Source organism: Pseudomonas sp. 2822-15 (assembly GCF_002742515.1).
Lineage (GTDB): Bacteria > Pseudomonadota > Gammaproteobacteria > Pseudomonadales > Pseudomonadaceae > Aquipseudomonas > Aquipseudomonas salomonii.
In genome coordinates, this window is the sequence record NZ_LJRY01000109.1 from 1 (window position 1) to 15,525 (window position 15,525).

At 49.5% G+C, this 15,525-nt stretch carries 14 protein-coding genes; 5 read left to right on the forward strand and 9 right to left on the reverse strand.

From position 1 onward, the window contains the following. Positions 1-18: 18 nt before the first annotated feature. The 6 genes from AOA59_RS00600 to AOA59_RS00625 all read right to left on the reverse strand — a co-directional run bounded on the left by AOA59_RS00600 (position 19) and on the right by AOA59_RS00625 (position 5,832). On the reverse strand, positions 19-513 hold the full coding sequence (locus AOA59_RS00600; RefSeq protein ID WP_099485466.1) for a GNAT family N-acetyltransferase: 495 nt from the start codon (positions 511-513) through the stop codon (positions 19-21). 203 nt (positions 514-716) lie between these two features. After that, a complete protein-coding gene (locus AOA59_RS32340; protein ID WP_158235216.1) occupies positions 717-875 on the reverse strand; it encodes a hypothetical protein in 159 nt (52 codons plus the stop codon). A 565-nt stretch (positions 876-1,440) separates the two neighbouring features. Continuing rightward, entirely contained in the window at positions 1,441-1,842 is a 402-nt protein-coding gene (locus tag AOA59_RS00605; RefSeq protein WP_099485455.1) for a hypothetical protein, read from the reverse strand. Further along, positions 1,829-2,242 carry a hypothetical protein gene (locus tag AOA59_RS00610; RefSeq protein WP_239694278.1) on the reverse strand — a complete coding sequence of 138 codons (414 nt, stop codon included), beginning with the start codon at positions 2,240-2,242 and terminating at the stop codon, positions 1,829-1,831. Before AOA59_RS00610 ends, AOA59_RS00605 begins: the two co-directional genes overlap by 14 nt. 116 nt (positions 2,243-2,358) lie before the next feature. Beyond that, positions 2,359-4,671 carry a TonB-dependent siderophore receptor gene (locus tag AOA59_RS00615; RefSeq protein ID WP_256593010.1) on the reverse strand — a complete coding sequence of 771 codons (2,313 nt, stop codon included), beginning with the start codon at positions 4,669-4,671 and terminating at the stop codon, positions 2,359-2,361. A 309-nt stretch (positions 4,672-4,980) separates the two neighbouring features. Beyond that, a complete protein-coding gene (locus tag AOA59_RS00625) occupies positions 4,981-5,832 on the reverse strand; it encodes a helix-turn-helix domain-containing protein (RefSeq protein WP_099485459.1) in 852 nt (283 codons plus the stop codon). Between the two features lie 113 nt (positions 5,833-5,945). Between AOA59_RS00625 and AOA59_RS33050 the strand changes: the two genes are divergently transcribed. After that, a complete protein-coding gene (locus AOA59_RS33050; protein ID WP_256593012.1) occupies positions 5,946-6,290 on the forward strand; it encodes a transposase in 345 nt (114 codons plus the stop codon). A gap of 255 nt (positions 6,291-6,545) precedes the next feature. On the opposite strand, the gene AOA59_RS00635 is transcribed toward AOA59_RS33050, so the two are convergent. Then, complete coding sequence (locus AOA59_RS00635) at positions 6,546-7,229, reverse strand: AbiV family abortive infection protein (RefSeq protein ID WP_178076223.1); 684 nt, start codon at positions 7,227-7,229, stop codon at positions 6,546-6,548. A gap of 1,112 nt (positions 7,230-8,341) precedes the next feature. Between AOA59_RS00635 and AOA59_RS00640 the strand changes: the two genes are divergently transcribed. The 4 genes from AOA59_RS00640 to AOA59_RS31890 all read left to right on the forward strand — a co-directional run bounded on the left by AOA59_RS00640 (position 8,342) and on the right by AOA59_RS31890 (position 11,463). After that, positions 8,342-8,878: a hypothetical protein gene (locus AOA59_RS00640; protein WP_178076224.1), complete on the forward strand. Its 537-nt coding sequence runs from the start codon at positions 8,342-8,344 to the stop codon at positions 8,876-8,878. Positions 8,879-8,901: 23 nt separating this feature from the next. Next, a complete protein-coding gene (locus AOA59_RS00645) occupies positions 8,902-9,774 on the forward strand; it encodes a hypothetical protein (protein ID WP_099485462.1) in 873 nt (290 codons plus the stop codon). A gap of 84 nt (positions 9,775-9,858) precedes the next feature. Continuing rightward, positions 9,859-10,236 (forward strand): GNAT family N-acetyltransferase, encoded by a 378-nt coding sequence (locus tag AOA59_RS00650; RefSeq protein WP_256593011.1) that lies wholly within the window; start codon positions 9,859-9,861, stop codon positions 10,234-10,236. A 270-nt stretch (positions 10,237-10,506) separates the two neighbouring features. Beyond that, on the forward strand, positions 10,507-11,463 hold the full coding sequence (locus AOA59_RS31890) for a hypothetical protein (RefSeq protein WP_143522734.1): 957 nt from the start codon (positions 10,507-10,509) through the stop codon (positions 11,461-11,463). 555 nt (positions 11,464-12,018) lie between these two features. Here the strand turns inward: AOA59_RS31890 and AOA59_RS31895 are convergent. Next, positions 12,019-13,017 carry a hypothetical protein gene (locus tag AOA59_RS31895; RefSeq protein WP_143522735.1) on the reverse strand — a complete coding sequence of 333 codons (999 nt, stop codon included), beginning with the start codon at positions 13,015-13,017 and terminating at the stop codon, positions 12,019-12,021. Then, entirely contained in the window at positions 13,017-14,930 is a 1,914-nt protein-coding gene (locus AOA59_RS00655; RefSeq protein WP_099485464.1) for a DUF3696 domain-containing protein, read from the reverse strand. The genes AOA59_RS31895 and AOA59_RS00655 overlap by 1 nt, the downstream gene beginning before the upstream one ends. Positions 14,931-15,525 lie beyond the last annotated feature (595 nt).

The window sequence follows — 15,525 nt, forward strand, 5'->3', positions numbered from 1 at the left end:
CTCTGACGGGGCGCCGTATCAAGAACCGTCTGGTTGCTCCAAATCAACAGTGTTGCGGTTAATCCGGACATAGTAATTATCGAACTCGCCGCTTTCGACGAACACAAAACCGTGGCGAGTGTAAAAACGATTGGACGCGCTTTCCTTCAAGGCGCCAACTCTGATCGGGCGCCTGGTCTCATCAGCCTCTCTGAAAATCCGAGCAAGAACCTCGGAGCCGATTCCTGCTCCTTGAGCGCTGGGGACCACATACAAGTGGTCAAGCAGAAGCTCGTCCTGATGGTCTTTGATAACGACGAAACCGACCAGGTCGCCTGCTACTTCTATGCGCCGTGTGCTGCTGGCGTCAAACCCGCCAAGAAATCGTTCACGCGCACGATCGGGGTTAAATCGTCCAAGCCGTTCAAGGCTTTCGCGCATGGCCTCAATTCTGATGGATACCAGAACTTCCAGGTCGTTATTGGAAGCTGCGCATAAAACGACAGCGCAGTTGTGATCGGTGGAGGCAGGCATAACAAGCACCCTAGGCATGGCTGGTTAACCATCATAGAGAAAAGAGTAAACGCCTGGGCTCGCTGGACGCGATCGCCCCATATCGGCTCAGAGGCTGCTATGGGCGTCTATTACGTTGGAGGGTTCGTGGTGGGCACAGTGCCTGCCACGCGCCTTATGACTCGCCTGGTGCTTATCCTGCGTCCTTCATTGTGCGGTATGCCTCAACCTGTAAGGCCGATCACGCGCACATCAATGTTGCCATCGGGCAGGGCTTGTTCGGCTTGGCTGAGCGCTTCGCGAATAAACTCACCCGGCAGGCGCGAATTCCGGCAGCTCGCTTCGCGCGAATGTGCAAGGCGCTCAGGGGATGAGGCAAGCATGAAGGTAGGAAGTACCAGGCGCGGGATTGTATTCGCGCCACACGAATACAACGAATAAGGGGATGCAAAGGTAGATGGCCAGGCACAAAAAAACCGCCTCAAGTGGCCGGTTTCTTTGGTGCTGAGAGCCTGGTAGAGACTTTCAGATACTGCTATATGGTGCCAGAGGGAAACGGGGATATTCCCTGGCTGCTGCGGTCTACAGCCATACTTTAAGTTTTGGGATGCTGAATCGCCCCCATTTCCCAGGCACCCGTCAGAGGCTGCTTTTGGCCGACTGCTAGCGTTCGCGATCGGCTGCTTTCGGCCAGTAATCGGTTATTACGGCCCTACAAAACGGAAGCAGCTCACTGCCCCCGATATTGCTCTAAAAATAAAGAAATTCGAGTACTGAGAAGGGTGGGCAGCGCGTAGCCGGCATCTAATGGCGTTGCGTCATGTTCGGCCAGTAGGTCTGGGATTCTCGCGGGTGTGGTGGAAGCCGGCGATCAAGTAGCGCGCAGCAGCTCGCCGCGACAGTGCGCGGCGGCAGAGTTTGATGGAGATTGGATACAAGCATTGGCCATCAGTGAGATGACTTTCTACCCTTTAGGAGCAGTTCTCTTGCCATCTCCATTGCCTGCTCACGTGAAGCAGCAAGAAGCAAAGGGTAGCCCCAGAACTTGGCAAACACGACCGCAAATGCCTTGAACCCAAGACGTTTTGCCGAGTTGGGTTCAATCATGATCATTGCCAGCACCCACTTTCGCAATTCAACCTTGTGCTTTTTCATCCAGAGCGCGGTGCGTTTTTTTTCTTCCGGCGAGTGCTCATGGTCTTCGGTAGGTACGGTATCGGTCAAGAATACAAAGGGCTCCCCGCGCTGCAAATTGGCCTCTAATTCGGCGAAGTCTTTTTGATGATCGTGGCCGGGTTCTTGATTAAGGTTCATCCAGACCAAAGGGAACTCAGAACTATTCACCGACATGGCCGTTTCCTTCGTTTTTAATGCAAAACCAGGTGGCCACAATGGCGAACACGCCGGGCAACGTAATGAAGAACACTGCCGAAAAGGCAACGTGCCAACCGTCGCGCAACCCGTCGGAGATTCCCCCGAGGGTATTCAGAGCGACAAGAAGGCTGCCAAAAACCAGGACAACCCACTGAGCCTTACGGGTGCCTATCAGTGCGATAAGCACTGTTAAGATCCAAGAGCCATAGAACGCGGAAAACATCCACAGTACATCGGGCTCAAACGTAATCGCCGGTGTTGCACCGTGCGCTCTGACAAAATCGTTCACGTAAAAAAATAACTGAAAGGTGACAAAAAGTACGGCACCGGCGGCTGTCGTCAACCAGAACAAGGCCACTTTGTTTGTGTTGTTCATGGCCGTGTGTTGGGCGCGGTTTAGGGTAGGCTTAATGGGCATAAGAGCTTTCTCGATAATCAATGAATGTTGTATGTCTGCGATTTACAACGGGAGAAATGTTCGTCTCCGGGAAATCAATACCTATAGTCCAGCGTCACCATCAAGTTGCGTGGTGCGCCATAACCTACAGTGTCAAAATCTCCCTTCTCCAACGCGTACTTCTTGTCGAGTACATTGTTGACGTTGACCGCCGCGGTGATCTGCTTCGTGACGGCGTAGCGCCCCAACACGGATACCAGCGCATAAGAACCTTGTTCCCCGCCCAACGAACTGGTGCCGGTGTTGGGCGCCTCGTAGAAGCGGCTTTGCCATTTAACGCCTGCGCCCAGCGTCAATTTGTTCCACTCTCCCGGCAACTGGTAGGTGCTGAAAAGCTGGGCAGTGGTGCGCGGTATTTGCGAATTCAAGCGCACGCCATCGCCATCTTGTGCCGTGAAATGGGCGATGCCTGAATAGATGTTCCAGCCACGCGCCAGCTCGCCCTGCAAGTCCAGCTCGATCCCCCGCGACTTCGTCCCATCCGAACCCATATAGGCTTGGGCACCACTTGGCGTATAGATTCCTGCGACCATCTGTGCAGCGTTGTCCAGTTCGGTATGGAACAAGGCCACCGACGCATTCAGACGCCCATCCAGGTAAGCGCCTTTAAGGCCGATTTCCTTGGTTTTTCCCTTTGTCGGCGTGAGCACGTTGCCCTTGCTGTCGCGATAGTCGGTTTGCGGATTGAATATGCCCGTGTAGCTCACGTAGGCCGAATAGGTCTTATCGATGTCGTAGATCAAACCCGCATACGGGGTGAATTCACTGCTTTTCTTGTAGTGCAACGACGAGGCGCCGACGGCGTCGTCGATTTCGTAGTTGCTGAATCGGCCGCCGACAATGAGTTTCAGAGGCTCGGCCAGCGAGAACCGGGCTGCGCTATAGACACCGCTCTGTTTGATCAGGGTGCGGGTCGGTATCGAAGCCATGGCATCGAAGTTGGGCCGGGGAAAAGCCGGGCTCAGTTGATAGACATTGACCGGCGTGAAGCCTGCATAGAACGGAGCGATAGCTTCCTGACTGGAGGTGCGGCGCGAACTCGTCGCGCCCACCACCAAGTCATGCTGGCGGCCAAGCAGTTCGAAGGGGCCGCTCGCCATCACGTCGAAGGTGTTTTGACGGCTGCTACCTTCGGACGCCAGTGCCACCGGAAGAGCCCCGTTGGGAAAGGAGCCCAGTCCCGTGGCGCGATCGGGGCGGCCGACCAGGCCGAGCAGTTCGGCATCGAATTCCGTGCGGTATTGATTAGCGACGGCCCGGAGATTCCAGCCGTTGTCAAAGCGGTGCTCGACCTCGGCAAACGCGGTCTTAAGGGTGTTGTCCCAATGGCTCCAGTTCTGCGCGTAGTTCTTGGAGCGTGAATACTCGGCCTGCGTGCCGTCGCTGAACCATAGCGGTAAACCTCCCCAGGTGGAGCCCTTCGGCGTGCTGTCCTGGTAGTCATAGCCCAGACTCACCGTCGTGTCGGGTGTCAGATCTGCCTCGATGATGCCGTAGAACGCCTTCCTCTGCGGTTTGTAGCCATCAATGTACGAGTTTCCTTCCTGGGACGTCCCGACCATGCGGGCGCGGATACGGCCATCCTCGGTCAACGGAATTGATACGTCGGCCATTTCCCGGTGGGTATCCCAGCTCCCTGCACCGAGCGAGGCGGACGCCGAGAAGTCGCGGGTCGGTCGTTTGCGCACCAGGTTGACGGCGGCCGAGGGATTGCCGGTGCCGGTCAGCAAGCCAGAGGCGCCGCGCACGACCTCGACACGATCGTAGAACGCGGTATCCAGGGAGCTGATCCCGCTCCCGCTGACGATGTCGCCGACGACGGTGGGTATGCCATCGTACTGAACGTTGTTGATCAAGAAACCACGCGAATAGAAACTCGTCCGTTCGCTGTCGGATTGGTACGACGAGACGCCCGTGGTGTTATCCAGCACGCTCTGCACCGAGTTGAGTTGCTGGTCGTCCATGCGTTGGCGGGTGATCACCGTCACCGACTGCGGTGTTTCCCGTAGCGAAAGTGGCAGGTGCGTCGCCACCGATGTCTGGCCCGTAGTGTAGGAACCAGTACCTTCGGTGGTCGCCGTATCCATAGGCCCCGTTACGGTGATGGCCGGCAAGGCTATCTCCTCTTGAGGCTTTCCACCGGCCTTGGTCTGAATCTGCCCTGGCTCGGCCGCGAATGCGCCCTGCGCACTAATGAGAACTGCCGCAGCGACTGCCGAGCCCAGCACGTTGCGGGGCGCGCTCCTGATTGCGCCCTTGTACGGCCCAACCAGATGAGGATAGCCAGTGGGCTGTGTGCGCATATCAAGTGGCCAACGGAACTTCCCAACAGTTGCGATGATGAACATCAACAATACTCATTTGTATTTGGATGTTGCATTTAACAATAGAGGCAGCTGGGAGTGATGGCGAAACTAGGCCATATTATTATTCAGTTAGGCCAATTGTGATGTCATGCAGGTGCCCGGATGGTTTTCGCTGAAGTCCTGGCGTTGCACGAACACTTGCAGATGCTGGTATTGGAGAAAGGCTTTGCTCTCGATGAGGAGCCGGCCTTCACCACTATCACAACGTTGCGAAATGTCAGCAACTTCGCAAGGAAGGACTACAGGCGACGGTGGGCGGCCGCTGGTCCCGAACCAAGATAATCTGGTGCATCAGGGGGAGATTTCATTAGGGAGCATGATGCCGGGCACGGAAGCGAGCTCTGCGCCGCTGATGCGATCCGATAGGTATCGTGCCGGAGGTTTGCCCACGGCCTTGCGGAACATGGTTATGAAACCGCTGGCGTTTTCGTACCCCAGCTCAAATGCTACCGTTTGCACGCTTTCGCCGTTGGTCAAACGTTGAAGTGCAAGGATCACATGCAGCTGCCGACGCCAGCCCCCAAAGCTCATTCCAATTTCATGCAGCAAAAGACGGCTCATGCTTCGCTCGCTCATGCCAATTCGAGTAGCCCACTCGGCCTTCGAGGTCTTGTCCGCGGGGGCCGCCAGCATCATTTCCACGAGGCGGCGCAAGCGGGGATCACGCGGCATGGGCAGATGCAAGTCTTCCACCGGTGCCGCCACCAACTCATCGAGCAACGCGGCAATCAACCGGTCTTCTCGTCCACCCTGCGCGTATAACTCAGGAAACCCGGCCACCTTCAGTAGCAACTCGCGTAGCAATGGCGACACCGAAATCGTGCAACAGTTTTTCGGAAGGTCCGGTGCTGCGTCTGGCTCAACGAACAGGCAATAGCATTCCGTTTCACCCGCCCCCCGCGCCGCGTGTGGCAAATCTCCCGGTATCCATATGGCGCACTGCGGCGGCACGATCCAGACACCGTCTTCAATTTCGCAGTTGAGAATGCCGCGTAGGGAGTAGATCAGCTGCGCTTTGCGGTGCTGATGCCTTGCATTTTCCCAGTCCTTTGTCACCGATGTGGCACTTAATGCCACAACGGGGCGCGAGACGCTGTCGACGTCCCAATGCACTGTTAGATCGGAGATTGCGATGCTGGACATGTTGTCTCGTAGAGCCTCGGATGGAAGATGAGGCTCTGGCCTAATCGGAAAATACTATGACCAACCTGCTCGATAACGTCTAGCCATTCCTTACGCCGGGGGCCTGGCTACTCCTGGAGGGAGGGGGGGGCCGATTTTCTTGGCGACGGACAACCCGTTCCGAGGTCCTCGCACGCTGGATCTTGTTCCACCAATGCCTGAGTCTAATAGCGGGCTCCAGCGGCAAGTTCATCCTGAGCCGCAGTTTGAGTAAGCGCGGAGACTCAGAAGCGCGGCGCCTTCTGCATAACGCCGCAATGGCTGCAAGCCGGACGGAAGCCTGGAAAGGGTTTTATCAAGCGCAACGGGAGCTGGGATATAGCACAACACAGATGCTGGTAATGCTGGCTCGCAAGCTTGCTCGGGTGGTATTTGCCTTGCTGAAAGGGCAAACCGAATATCAGCCAAAGGTTGGTTGAGGGTTGCCCCTCAACCATAGGATCTCCCACAGGGGGCATTGGTGAGCCGTGATCAGGGTGCCATTCACTTTTCTACAGACGAAAAAAAAGACCTTGGAATTCAAGGTCTTTCTTTAAGATGGTGCCCGAGGGAGACTCGTGCGTTCCATATAAACCTTGGGCTACAGCCTAAATTCAAACTTTGGGATACACATAGGGATACACGGATGTAATTGCTATGTGTGTCGCAAGGGTAAGGTGTCCAGCTCGAAACCGTCAATCAGCCTTGGCATCAAAAACGAATTTCTCCATTTGGTTTGCCCCAGCCTCCTTCAAGCCTTCTTCTTGCATTGAGCGATACCAGCTCACCAAGGCAAGCCTCATAAGGTGCTCACTCTTCTTCCATACTGGGCCCAGATGCTCGACCCACAGGTCTATTTCTCTTTCTGATACGTTCGATTCCGGTGCCAAAATCTCTGCTGTGCGGACTAGAGTCGTAGCCAAGTCGTGGTCAATGACCTCTTCAGGCTTTGACCAGTTCGCCTTTGCTCCTAAGCAGTCGGTGTAAAAGCCGAGCTGCTTCAGTTGGTCCAATAGCTGAGGGTGGTCTGATTCTGCGTCGAACAGCGGGCGCAGGTCATTGAGAAATTTAGCTCCTTGCGCTGCCAGTTGGGGAAGAATCCAGCTGACATTCTTACTGGTGTGGGATCGATAACGTTGCCACTCTGATTTCAGATCCTGAGGAGACGCAGTAAGGGACATCGCTCGAAGAATAGAGATCTTCCCCGACTCTTCAATGGATAGCGCTGCTAGCGAAATGGCTGAAGGGTACCGGCCGGCTTCAAGAAGCAGTCTGGCATCGTGCGCCAGCCGCAAAGCATTGGCGGAAGCTGCATTGATACCTTCTGCAATTTTGGAGTGAGTCAGAGGGCCTTTGTATATTTCTAGCTTTTGGTGCATAGCCAGGCATTCCTTTGTCTTGGGGGCGATACGCCTTTAGCGCAGATGTTAAACCATCAGCCGTGTTCACTAACCGATTAGTCTCTATGGGATTAAGCCGTGGCTTGATTAGAAATGACTAGGCCCTTCGATATTTAGAGCCGTCGAGATGGGCGGCGATCAAAAAGCTGCTGGGGACCCTGACGATATTGCTGCAACACGGGGCATGAAACCCGCGGGATCGTGGTAGCGGCAGCCGCACCAGCTTACTGAAATTTCAACGTTGAAATTGAAAGGATCTTGAAGAGAAAAGTACATCCTTACCGGATCTGTAACGGTCATGGGTTTCGTTCAGGATAGTGCACGATTGGCCTGGTCAACTCGGTCAACCAGTCAACTAACTTTGGAGCCCAGCCACTAACGAGATCCGGCGGGTTCTTTGCCCCGTGTCTATCCGAAATGCCCAGGGTCCCCAGCGGCTTTCCGATTCATAGGGCAAATGCACTGGTGAACAGCAGTTCACCCGGTTCACCTGTTCACTAAGCTGGGCATCTTTCCGCTGACACGATCACGCGGGTTTCCTACCCCGTACCTTCAAGAGTGCTCCAGGGTCCCCACAACCGAACCAAAGCTAAGAGCATGACCCACATCGCTTCGCTGGAGGAGCAATACTAATGGGGCGAGGGGGATACCCTAATAAAACCGTGTTACGGGTGTTACGCGTGTTACATGGTTTGATAAGTATCTGATTTTAAATGGTTTTTGTGGTGTTACACAGCTGTGGCTGATTTGCCGATATGCGTGTTACATGGCAAATAGGTGTTACATCAATGAACGCCTTGGGAGCAGCTGTTTGTGATGATTACGGCGTGTGTCATCGATCTAGGGGCTTTCACTTAGAAGGGCCGCTACCGGCCAATCGCAGACGGTGGTAAGAGGTAGAAATTGGCCAAAGGCCGATGGTGGACACGATTGCCATGTATCCGTAATGTATCTAAAGGTCATGACGCTTTTCCTGATCGCCAATGTCACGCATCTAGCCCGACTTCCAGCCCGACCAAGGAGTTACTTATAAATATGGAACGTTATCCGGCATCAATGTCGTACAATAATAATTAGAAGTCTTTAACAATATGAACCTAGCCGACCTATCAATATCTGAGTTGCTCAAGCTGCACGCTGCCGCAATTGATGAGCTTGAAAATCGTGGCGTACTTAGAACAAAAAATAATCCTGTTGGGGATTACGCCGAATGGTTGGTTTCATCGGCCTTTAACCTAACCCTTGCAAATAATTCAGCCGCAGGCCACGACGCCGAATCCAGTGATGGGAAAAAGATTCAAATCAAATCACGTCGCATAACCGAAAATAACCGTTCAAAGCAGTTAGGTGTCATACGAAACCTCGAAAAAAATGATTTTGATGAACTTATAGCTGTTATTTTTAATGAGTCGTATGAAATCATCGAGGCGTATTCAATTCCACACTCTGCAATCTCAAAATACAGCGCGCATAGAGCACATATCAACGGCCACATTTTGCACCTGCGCGGAGCCTTGCTGCTAGACAACAGCGTTTTGAACATTAGTGACAAGTTGAAGGCTTCTACAAATTCGCTCAAATCACTCGTTTCAATCGCTGGGACCGGCGAAGCCGATCCATTAGCTTAATCGTTAGACATCAGAGCCCTAAAATGGAATTCACTGATCCAAAAGTTCAATCGGCGCTGATCGCGGCAGCCGTTACAATAGCCACGCTTCTCTTGCGCGCCATAACAAAGCCGATATGGGAACGTAATTTCCATAAATTCAAACTCGAAAGCGATTACACATATGATCAGCGCAAAAAAATTAAAGAAGCAATTTCAAAGTACAAGGTGCCACTGCTGAACTCAGCTGAGTCCCTTAATCATCGGCTATGGAATTTTTCTAAGAACGCACCACAAGCATGGCACATTCAAAGAGATGGAGAAAATATTTCAGATAAATACTACCTATTGTCATTTTGTTATAGGTTTTTATTGTTTTTTTCACTTTGTCGTAAAATCGACCTGGAGCTTGTATATCTTGATAGCACAGTCAGCACAAAGAAAGACCTCGATTTTCTAAAGTATCTAAAATTCTTCCCGCAAATATTTAGCGATACCGAAATTTTTGCAGGTACAGGCTACAACCCGTCAGTAGCCACTGATCATTTTTTTAGCGATGAATTCCGAGAACTTGTCAGGGAAATGAGTAGCGATGACAGAATGCTGAGTTACTCCGAGTTCAAGAAAAAAGTCGAAGAAAAAGAATTTACGCATTTAATCACTTATTTTTCAGGTATTTCAGTAGACCACAGCTGCCTTCGATGGCACGTACTAAATAGCTTTCACTTCATACTCATGGCATTCCTAAATGACTATGGTTACGACTTTCAAAAAACATCTAAAGAAAAAATTTCGGATTTAGCCAAAAGCCTACCCTCAAATAGACTTATTAAAAACGCTTATACATTCATCGAGCGAGCATGCCTAAATAACAACAAAGAAGTCCGTAACGCCGTATCCGTGTTGTCTAGTGTCTAATAATCGGTTCAAATCGTTCGCTTCGCTCACTGGGTCGGGTTCATGCCTGCCCCTTGACCACAGGTTATGGCCACAGGAATAAATGTGCGCATAGTAATAAAGATCGATTCCATTGACGCTCTGAAAAGCCCGGTTCTTTGCGAGCGAGCCAAACAAGCTCATGGAGGCAGGTCGCAAGAATTTGTCATATTAGAAAATGGGCGTGAAGCGGGCTTGCTGTCATACGAAGATTGGAACCACGGAGCTGTCGGCTTCATTTATGAAATTTTTGTTCTTCCAGAATTTAGGCAGCAAAGTATTGGAGCCATTCTACTCTCATACGCCGAGAACCACGCTCTTCAGCTTCGCTGTACACATATTCGACTTAAACCATATCCATTAGACCAAGAAACAGACCCAGAGCGTTTGGTAGCTTGGTATAAAAAAACGGTTACTTTCAGAAACCTGATGAACCAGAAATAATGGAAAAAGCCCTAACTACGATGCAGGCCTAACAAATGGTTAAAATCGTTCGATTCGTTCAGTGGGCTTGGGGTAAAGCCCCCCTTAGCCAAATGTTAGCCAGCGTCCGAAATTGTCCGATTTATGCCTGTCGCGACTGGCTGAAATCGACCGGAAGCGGTCAGTCGGGAGATACGTACTAAGTCATGCCCTCTCACACGAACGGTGTCTATTCCTTCCAATAGACCACCAGTTGTAAAACATGATGCGCTAGCTCACAAGGAACCATTCATGAATCGTCAAAGCAGCCCCAATAAACTCAAGACCATTCTGCATAAGCTGACATCCACTTACAGTTCAGCCATAGATGACTTAATAAGCAAGACAAATGGTACATGTTATTTCGCGCATTTTTTAGAGCCCGACATAGATTCCATGAGCACCTTACACCAAGAGCATCAGTTCGATGAAATGATCAAGGTTTACTTAATCGGTATTCTTGAACGATGCCACCTAACGTGCATTACATCGCTAGCACGAACCAACAGCTGGTTAAAATCATCAGTCTCACAACTAGAAAGCAATAATTTATTAGGATTTTCCGCTTCACTACGCGGCCTCCTAGAAGCCACAGCTGATGCTCACGATGCAACATTTATCACGCTGAATTATTTATACAGCGGCTTCCCATATATATACCTTCGCACTGCAAAATCGAACACGTCAGCAAAGCCCATAGTTCTGCAGGATCTGGAGGATAGGCTTATCCATTACACATATGCACGCAAACACCCTAAAGGCTCAAGTCCTCTTCCATATCATACGAACAAATCCAATGCCGACTATATTAAAGCTATCGAACAACATGGTGCGGCCGGAGCAATGCAACTATATAGCAAGCTTTGCGAACTTACACACCCTGCCTCACCCTCTATAAGCTGCTTTCTTCAACAGTCAGAGAAATATATCGCGCTAGATTTCTCACAGGAAAACCAAATAATTAATGAGATACTTAGTGAATATGAAGTCACAATAGAGCGAATAGCAACGCTAACCATTAATTCGGCACTTACATCACTTATCATACTAAAAAAAATGGAATTCAGAACGCCAGCGCCCTCAGAAAGCTCTTTTTCTTACAGTCCAGACATATCAAAAATGCTGAAGCGCGTCAACGACTTCATCGGCAAGTCAAATTGTGAAGGTTTTGTTTTTACAGAGAGCATGTGGCACACAAATCCCACTTGAATATAGTTTTGATGCCGTGCTTTATATTTATTTTAAAACCCTTTCTGTCGACGTCAGCCGGTCGCTATGGGTCGATTTTTGCGTTTCGTGACTGGCAAGAGTTGGCCGGCTGCTGCCCTTAGAGGTAGGCAGAAATCGGCCAAAAGCGGACATTAGTGAGTTACCGCTTTCGACCCAAACCTGTCAGCCGATATCGGAAATACCAGCTTTAAAAGGTTGTCAGGAAGAAGGCAATGCATTTAGCCGTCAGCTGAGGGAAAAACAGCCAATAATAAACTGTACCCACACTGCCTCCCACAACTCGGCAGCTTATTCTAATAGCCTATTGGCTGCGACACTTGTCGCCTAGGTGCTGCGAGCACATATCTTTACAGTCATGGTGAGTGTGCGTGGTGAGATTGCTTGGCGTGAAGTACTTGCCCCCTTGAGAGAGCGAGCATGGTAGAAATGGCCAGCGTGCTGCCAGGATAGATAAAGGAGACATCACTTCAATTAAATGAATGTAGAATGTAAAAACCCGAGCCGATTAAGCACTCGGGTGCACAACTATATTTCTCATAAAATCTCTAGATCTTTTTTATTTCCTATGTTGGCTAGCGTGAGCCCACAACCTCCTGTCCAATACATACATCTTAGTGCAGGATTGCCTGTTGTTACGTGAGTTCGCCAAGCAAGCTTGCCATCTCTAGTTTTTTGGATCTTTTTGCCTAAATCTGAATAAAATGGCTTGTGTGGAGACTTTTCGACCCCTGCAATCACATGGCAGATCACATCGAATGCAGTGTTCGAAAAACGCTGTGTAGGTGCACACTGGTGCAAACCAAGACTCTCGACAAACTTATCACCAAACTCAAAACTCCCGACGCCAGGTCTGCCGCAGCTTCGGGCTAAAGCGATAGCTCCTAAGGTAAAAGCATCCTTAATCTCTTCTGGGGTATTGGCAGTATTGTAGGCAGCAGCAGCGTTGAATTGCGATAAAAACTCCGAGTAATCAGAAAATAGGGAAATACTATTCTCAAGTGTGACCGGCAATGGCGGCGGGGTCTCGGGGATACTGTTAGTCAATTCTCCAGTAAACGTAACAGACTTATGCCCAGAATCTAAGGGATGGTGCAGAATCGATAGCGATTTACCATGAAAATGGTTCGCCAGAAATATGCTCTCTACCAAGCTAACTATAGCCTCGCTTCGCTCGTGGCTACAGCCCGTGATCGCAGGAACTATTTCCTTTCTACTCCAGTAAGCTACACATTCTGGAAAGAATTTATCGTCATCCAAGGTCATCGAGGCGAGATGATAAACCACCTTGGTTATATCCTTAATTGAGAATAACTCAGTTTGGCTAGCTGCCATGTTATTTTTGAATAGCGAGCTGCACGGATAATACCCAAGCGCCGAGAGCTTTAGCAAAGCGTTACTTTCAATAGTCGCTCGGGCGCTTCCTCCGGCAATTTCTCTCTTTATATTAACTAGGTCGCTAACTTTTTCAGCCAAATGGGAAGGATCGCAAAATGCCGGAGCAACTAGATAATCGCAACTCACTACGATCTGCATTAGTTCTGCCCCGCAGATTTAGTGATCGAACCTTCTCTCTTTTTGTTAACCGCTTCCAAAAGAATATTTTCGACTTCTGTATCTGTCTGGTCGAAAAATTCGCTTGGCCAGTTCACGATAGACCCAAATGGGGTAATATCGACTTTTTGGAACTGGGAGCCATCTTTGTCTTTATTGACGAAAAAAATCGTAGATGCATCTTTAATCCCGTTGTCCCGACTCTGGACGATTCGCAGTCTTAACCTGTTGATCAAGTATTCACTGTGGGTCTCAACTATCAATTGCCGATTAATCGAAAGTGCTAGAAAGAAGTCTGTCAGTCTGGATTGAACCTTGGGATGCAGATGAAGTTCCGGCTGTTCGAAAATAAGTATATCATCAGTTTCAGACAGAAGAGCCATCACAACAATTGGCAATATTTGGCTTACCCCGACACCAACATGGGTAAGGTCCTGCATTTTATCGTTTTCATTAGTTTTGACTTGTAGCTCGTAGCCAAGCTTGCCCTTGTCAAATGTTTGGAAGTCTGTGATCACACCCATATAAGACAGCCATTCCGTACAAGCTGTGCTTAGTGTGCCCTCTCTAGTGCCAAACTCTAATTTACCGCCTTCTCTCTCCACCACCACCGGGTAGGATAATTTAAGAGAACTATTCAGGTGCAGCACTGCCGCGGTGTTTTCGCCCTTGAGCCCAACTGTCTTAGGCTCCGATAGATCGAATGCTTGGTACATAGCCTGGGGTTCATATCGTAGTGGCCCCAAATACTTTAAATTTCTCGGGAAAAAGTATGACAAAAATATTTCCAGCTGATTCAGTGCATTTAAGCCATAGATGGCCTTTGCACGGACTCTCTTCATATTGATGTACCATGTCCCTTGGATTTCGTCACGATTCCGAATTAACACATCAGATAAAGCCTTTTTTTCTTTATCGTTGAACTCCGTAACGCTCCTTCTCCAATCCGCTATCGTGATATTTTCAGAGTCGAATAATTTATCAAGCCTATTATGACTAAGCGCTATCGATTGACGCGCCAAGATATTACGAACATGTTTGGAGTCTAGCCGTTCTTTTTCCTTCTTTAGGAGTTCAATTATTTCGTCAGGCAGAACAAAATTTCGTACAAGCTCCTCATTTTCAGCCTCGATCAATGAGCGAAGCTTGTAAAGCATAGGCTTAGGTATCTCAAGGCTGCTAAGTTTGTCAACGACGTCATCATCAACCGTCTTTAAATAATTTGGCGTCCCGATCAGGAAAGGCACTAAGTTTTGACTTAACTTTTTTGTAAGATCATATATGAGATGTAAGTTGTGCGGAACTAAGTCTTGCTTAGATACGCCTTCAATTTTGTAATCTGGATACTCCTTGGAGATCAGATTTTTGCTTGCCGATTCTAGAACGTTAACGAAGTATAGATCGCTGTTAGATTTTCCGGATTCAGCTGAAGAAAATTCTATTTGTTCGACTACGGATTCGGCATCGATTCGTTCAATTTTTATTTTCCCGCTTGTGATCTCTGGGTGAAATTCACTATCAAATTTTCGATTGCTTTCGTTTTGGGCGCTGAAAGTTAAGGCGATGCTAAATCTTTTTATTCCGGCAAATGTGATTTCATGTTGCATTTCCATGTTGATTTCAATGTCGATACTACGATCTTTATTTTTTTCATCATCGGCCGACATGTGATTGAATATATCGTGAAAGGATCCAAGACGCACTAGTCGTCCGTTCAGGGAGACAGAGCGCCTTATATATCGCGAAGCGAATGTTTGGCTAAGCATCAGAAGCGCTTGGATAATGGAGCTTTTTCCGGAACTATTCGATCCGCAAATTAATGATAGGTTTTGAAATTGTAGAGTTGTTTCTTTCTGAATCGATTTGAAGTTTCTTAAGGAGAGTGAGCTTATCATTGGACGTCCCTGAGATTACAACTGAAGCCAGACTGGAATCGTCCGAGTATGGCATAATGCCGCCCTTGATCAACCTCCCTGAGATAGCCATTAATGGCAACGATTAAGCATCAGCGATTCTGATAGTGAGGATGTCCAATTTCTGGGGCTTACGCATCGTCCGCTTAGGGTCGAAAACGGCTATTCACATATGGCTGCTCTTGGCCGAGGCTGTGTAAAAACGTTTTTGAGCGCGCCAGGTGCTCAAAACCGGACTGGAAATCGCGTTTCTACGTGAAATCCACATCTGCAGACGTGCCGATAAATTTCAGATTTAACGTAGACGCGCACACTTCAATTTTGGCGAAGCGTTTTTACACACTCTGGGCCGAAAGCGGTCCTAAGCCCACAGCCGCCAAAAATCAGAAGCCAGAAAAATCTGGAGGCTTGTTTCGTAATGTGAGGATCTAGCGAAGCGAAAGCTGCTTAAGCTTCCGCCACTTTATCAGTCACCTTTTCTTTTGAGTTGGAGGTCAATGGTAAGCGTACGGGGAATACGCCTTGCGTAGATCAGCCAGGCATCCACTGATGCGGCAGTAGATGCTCGATCTCACTA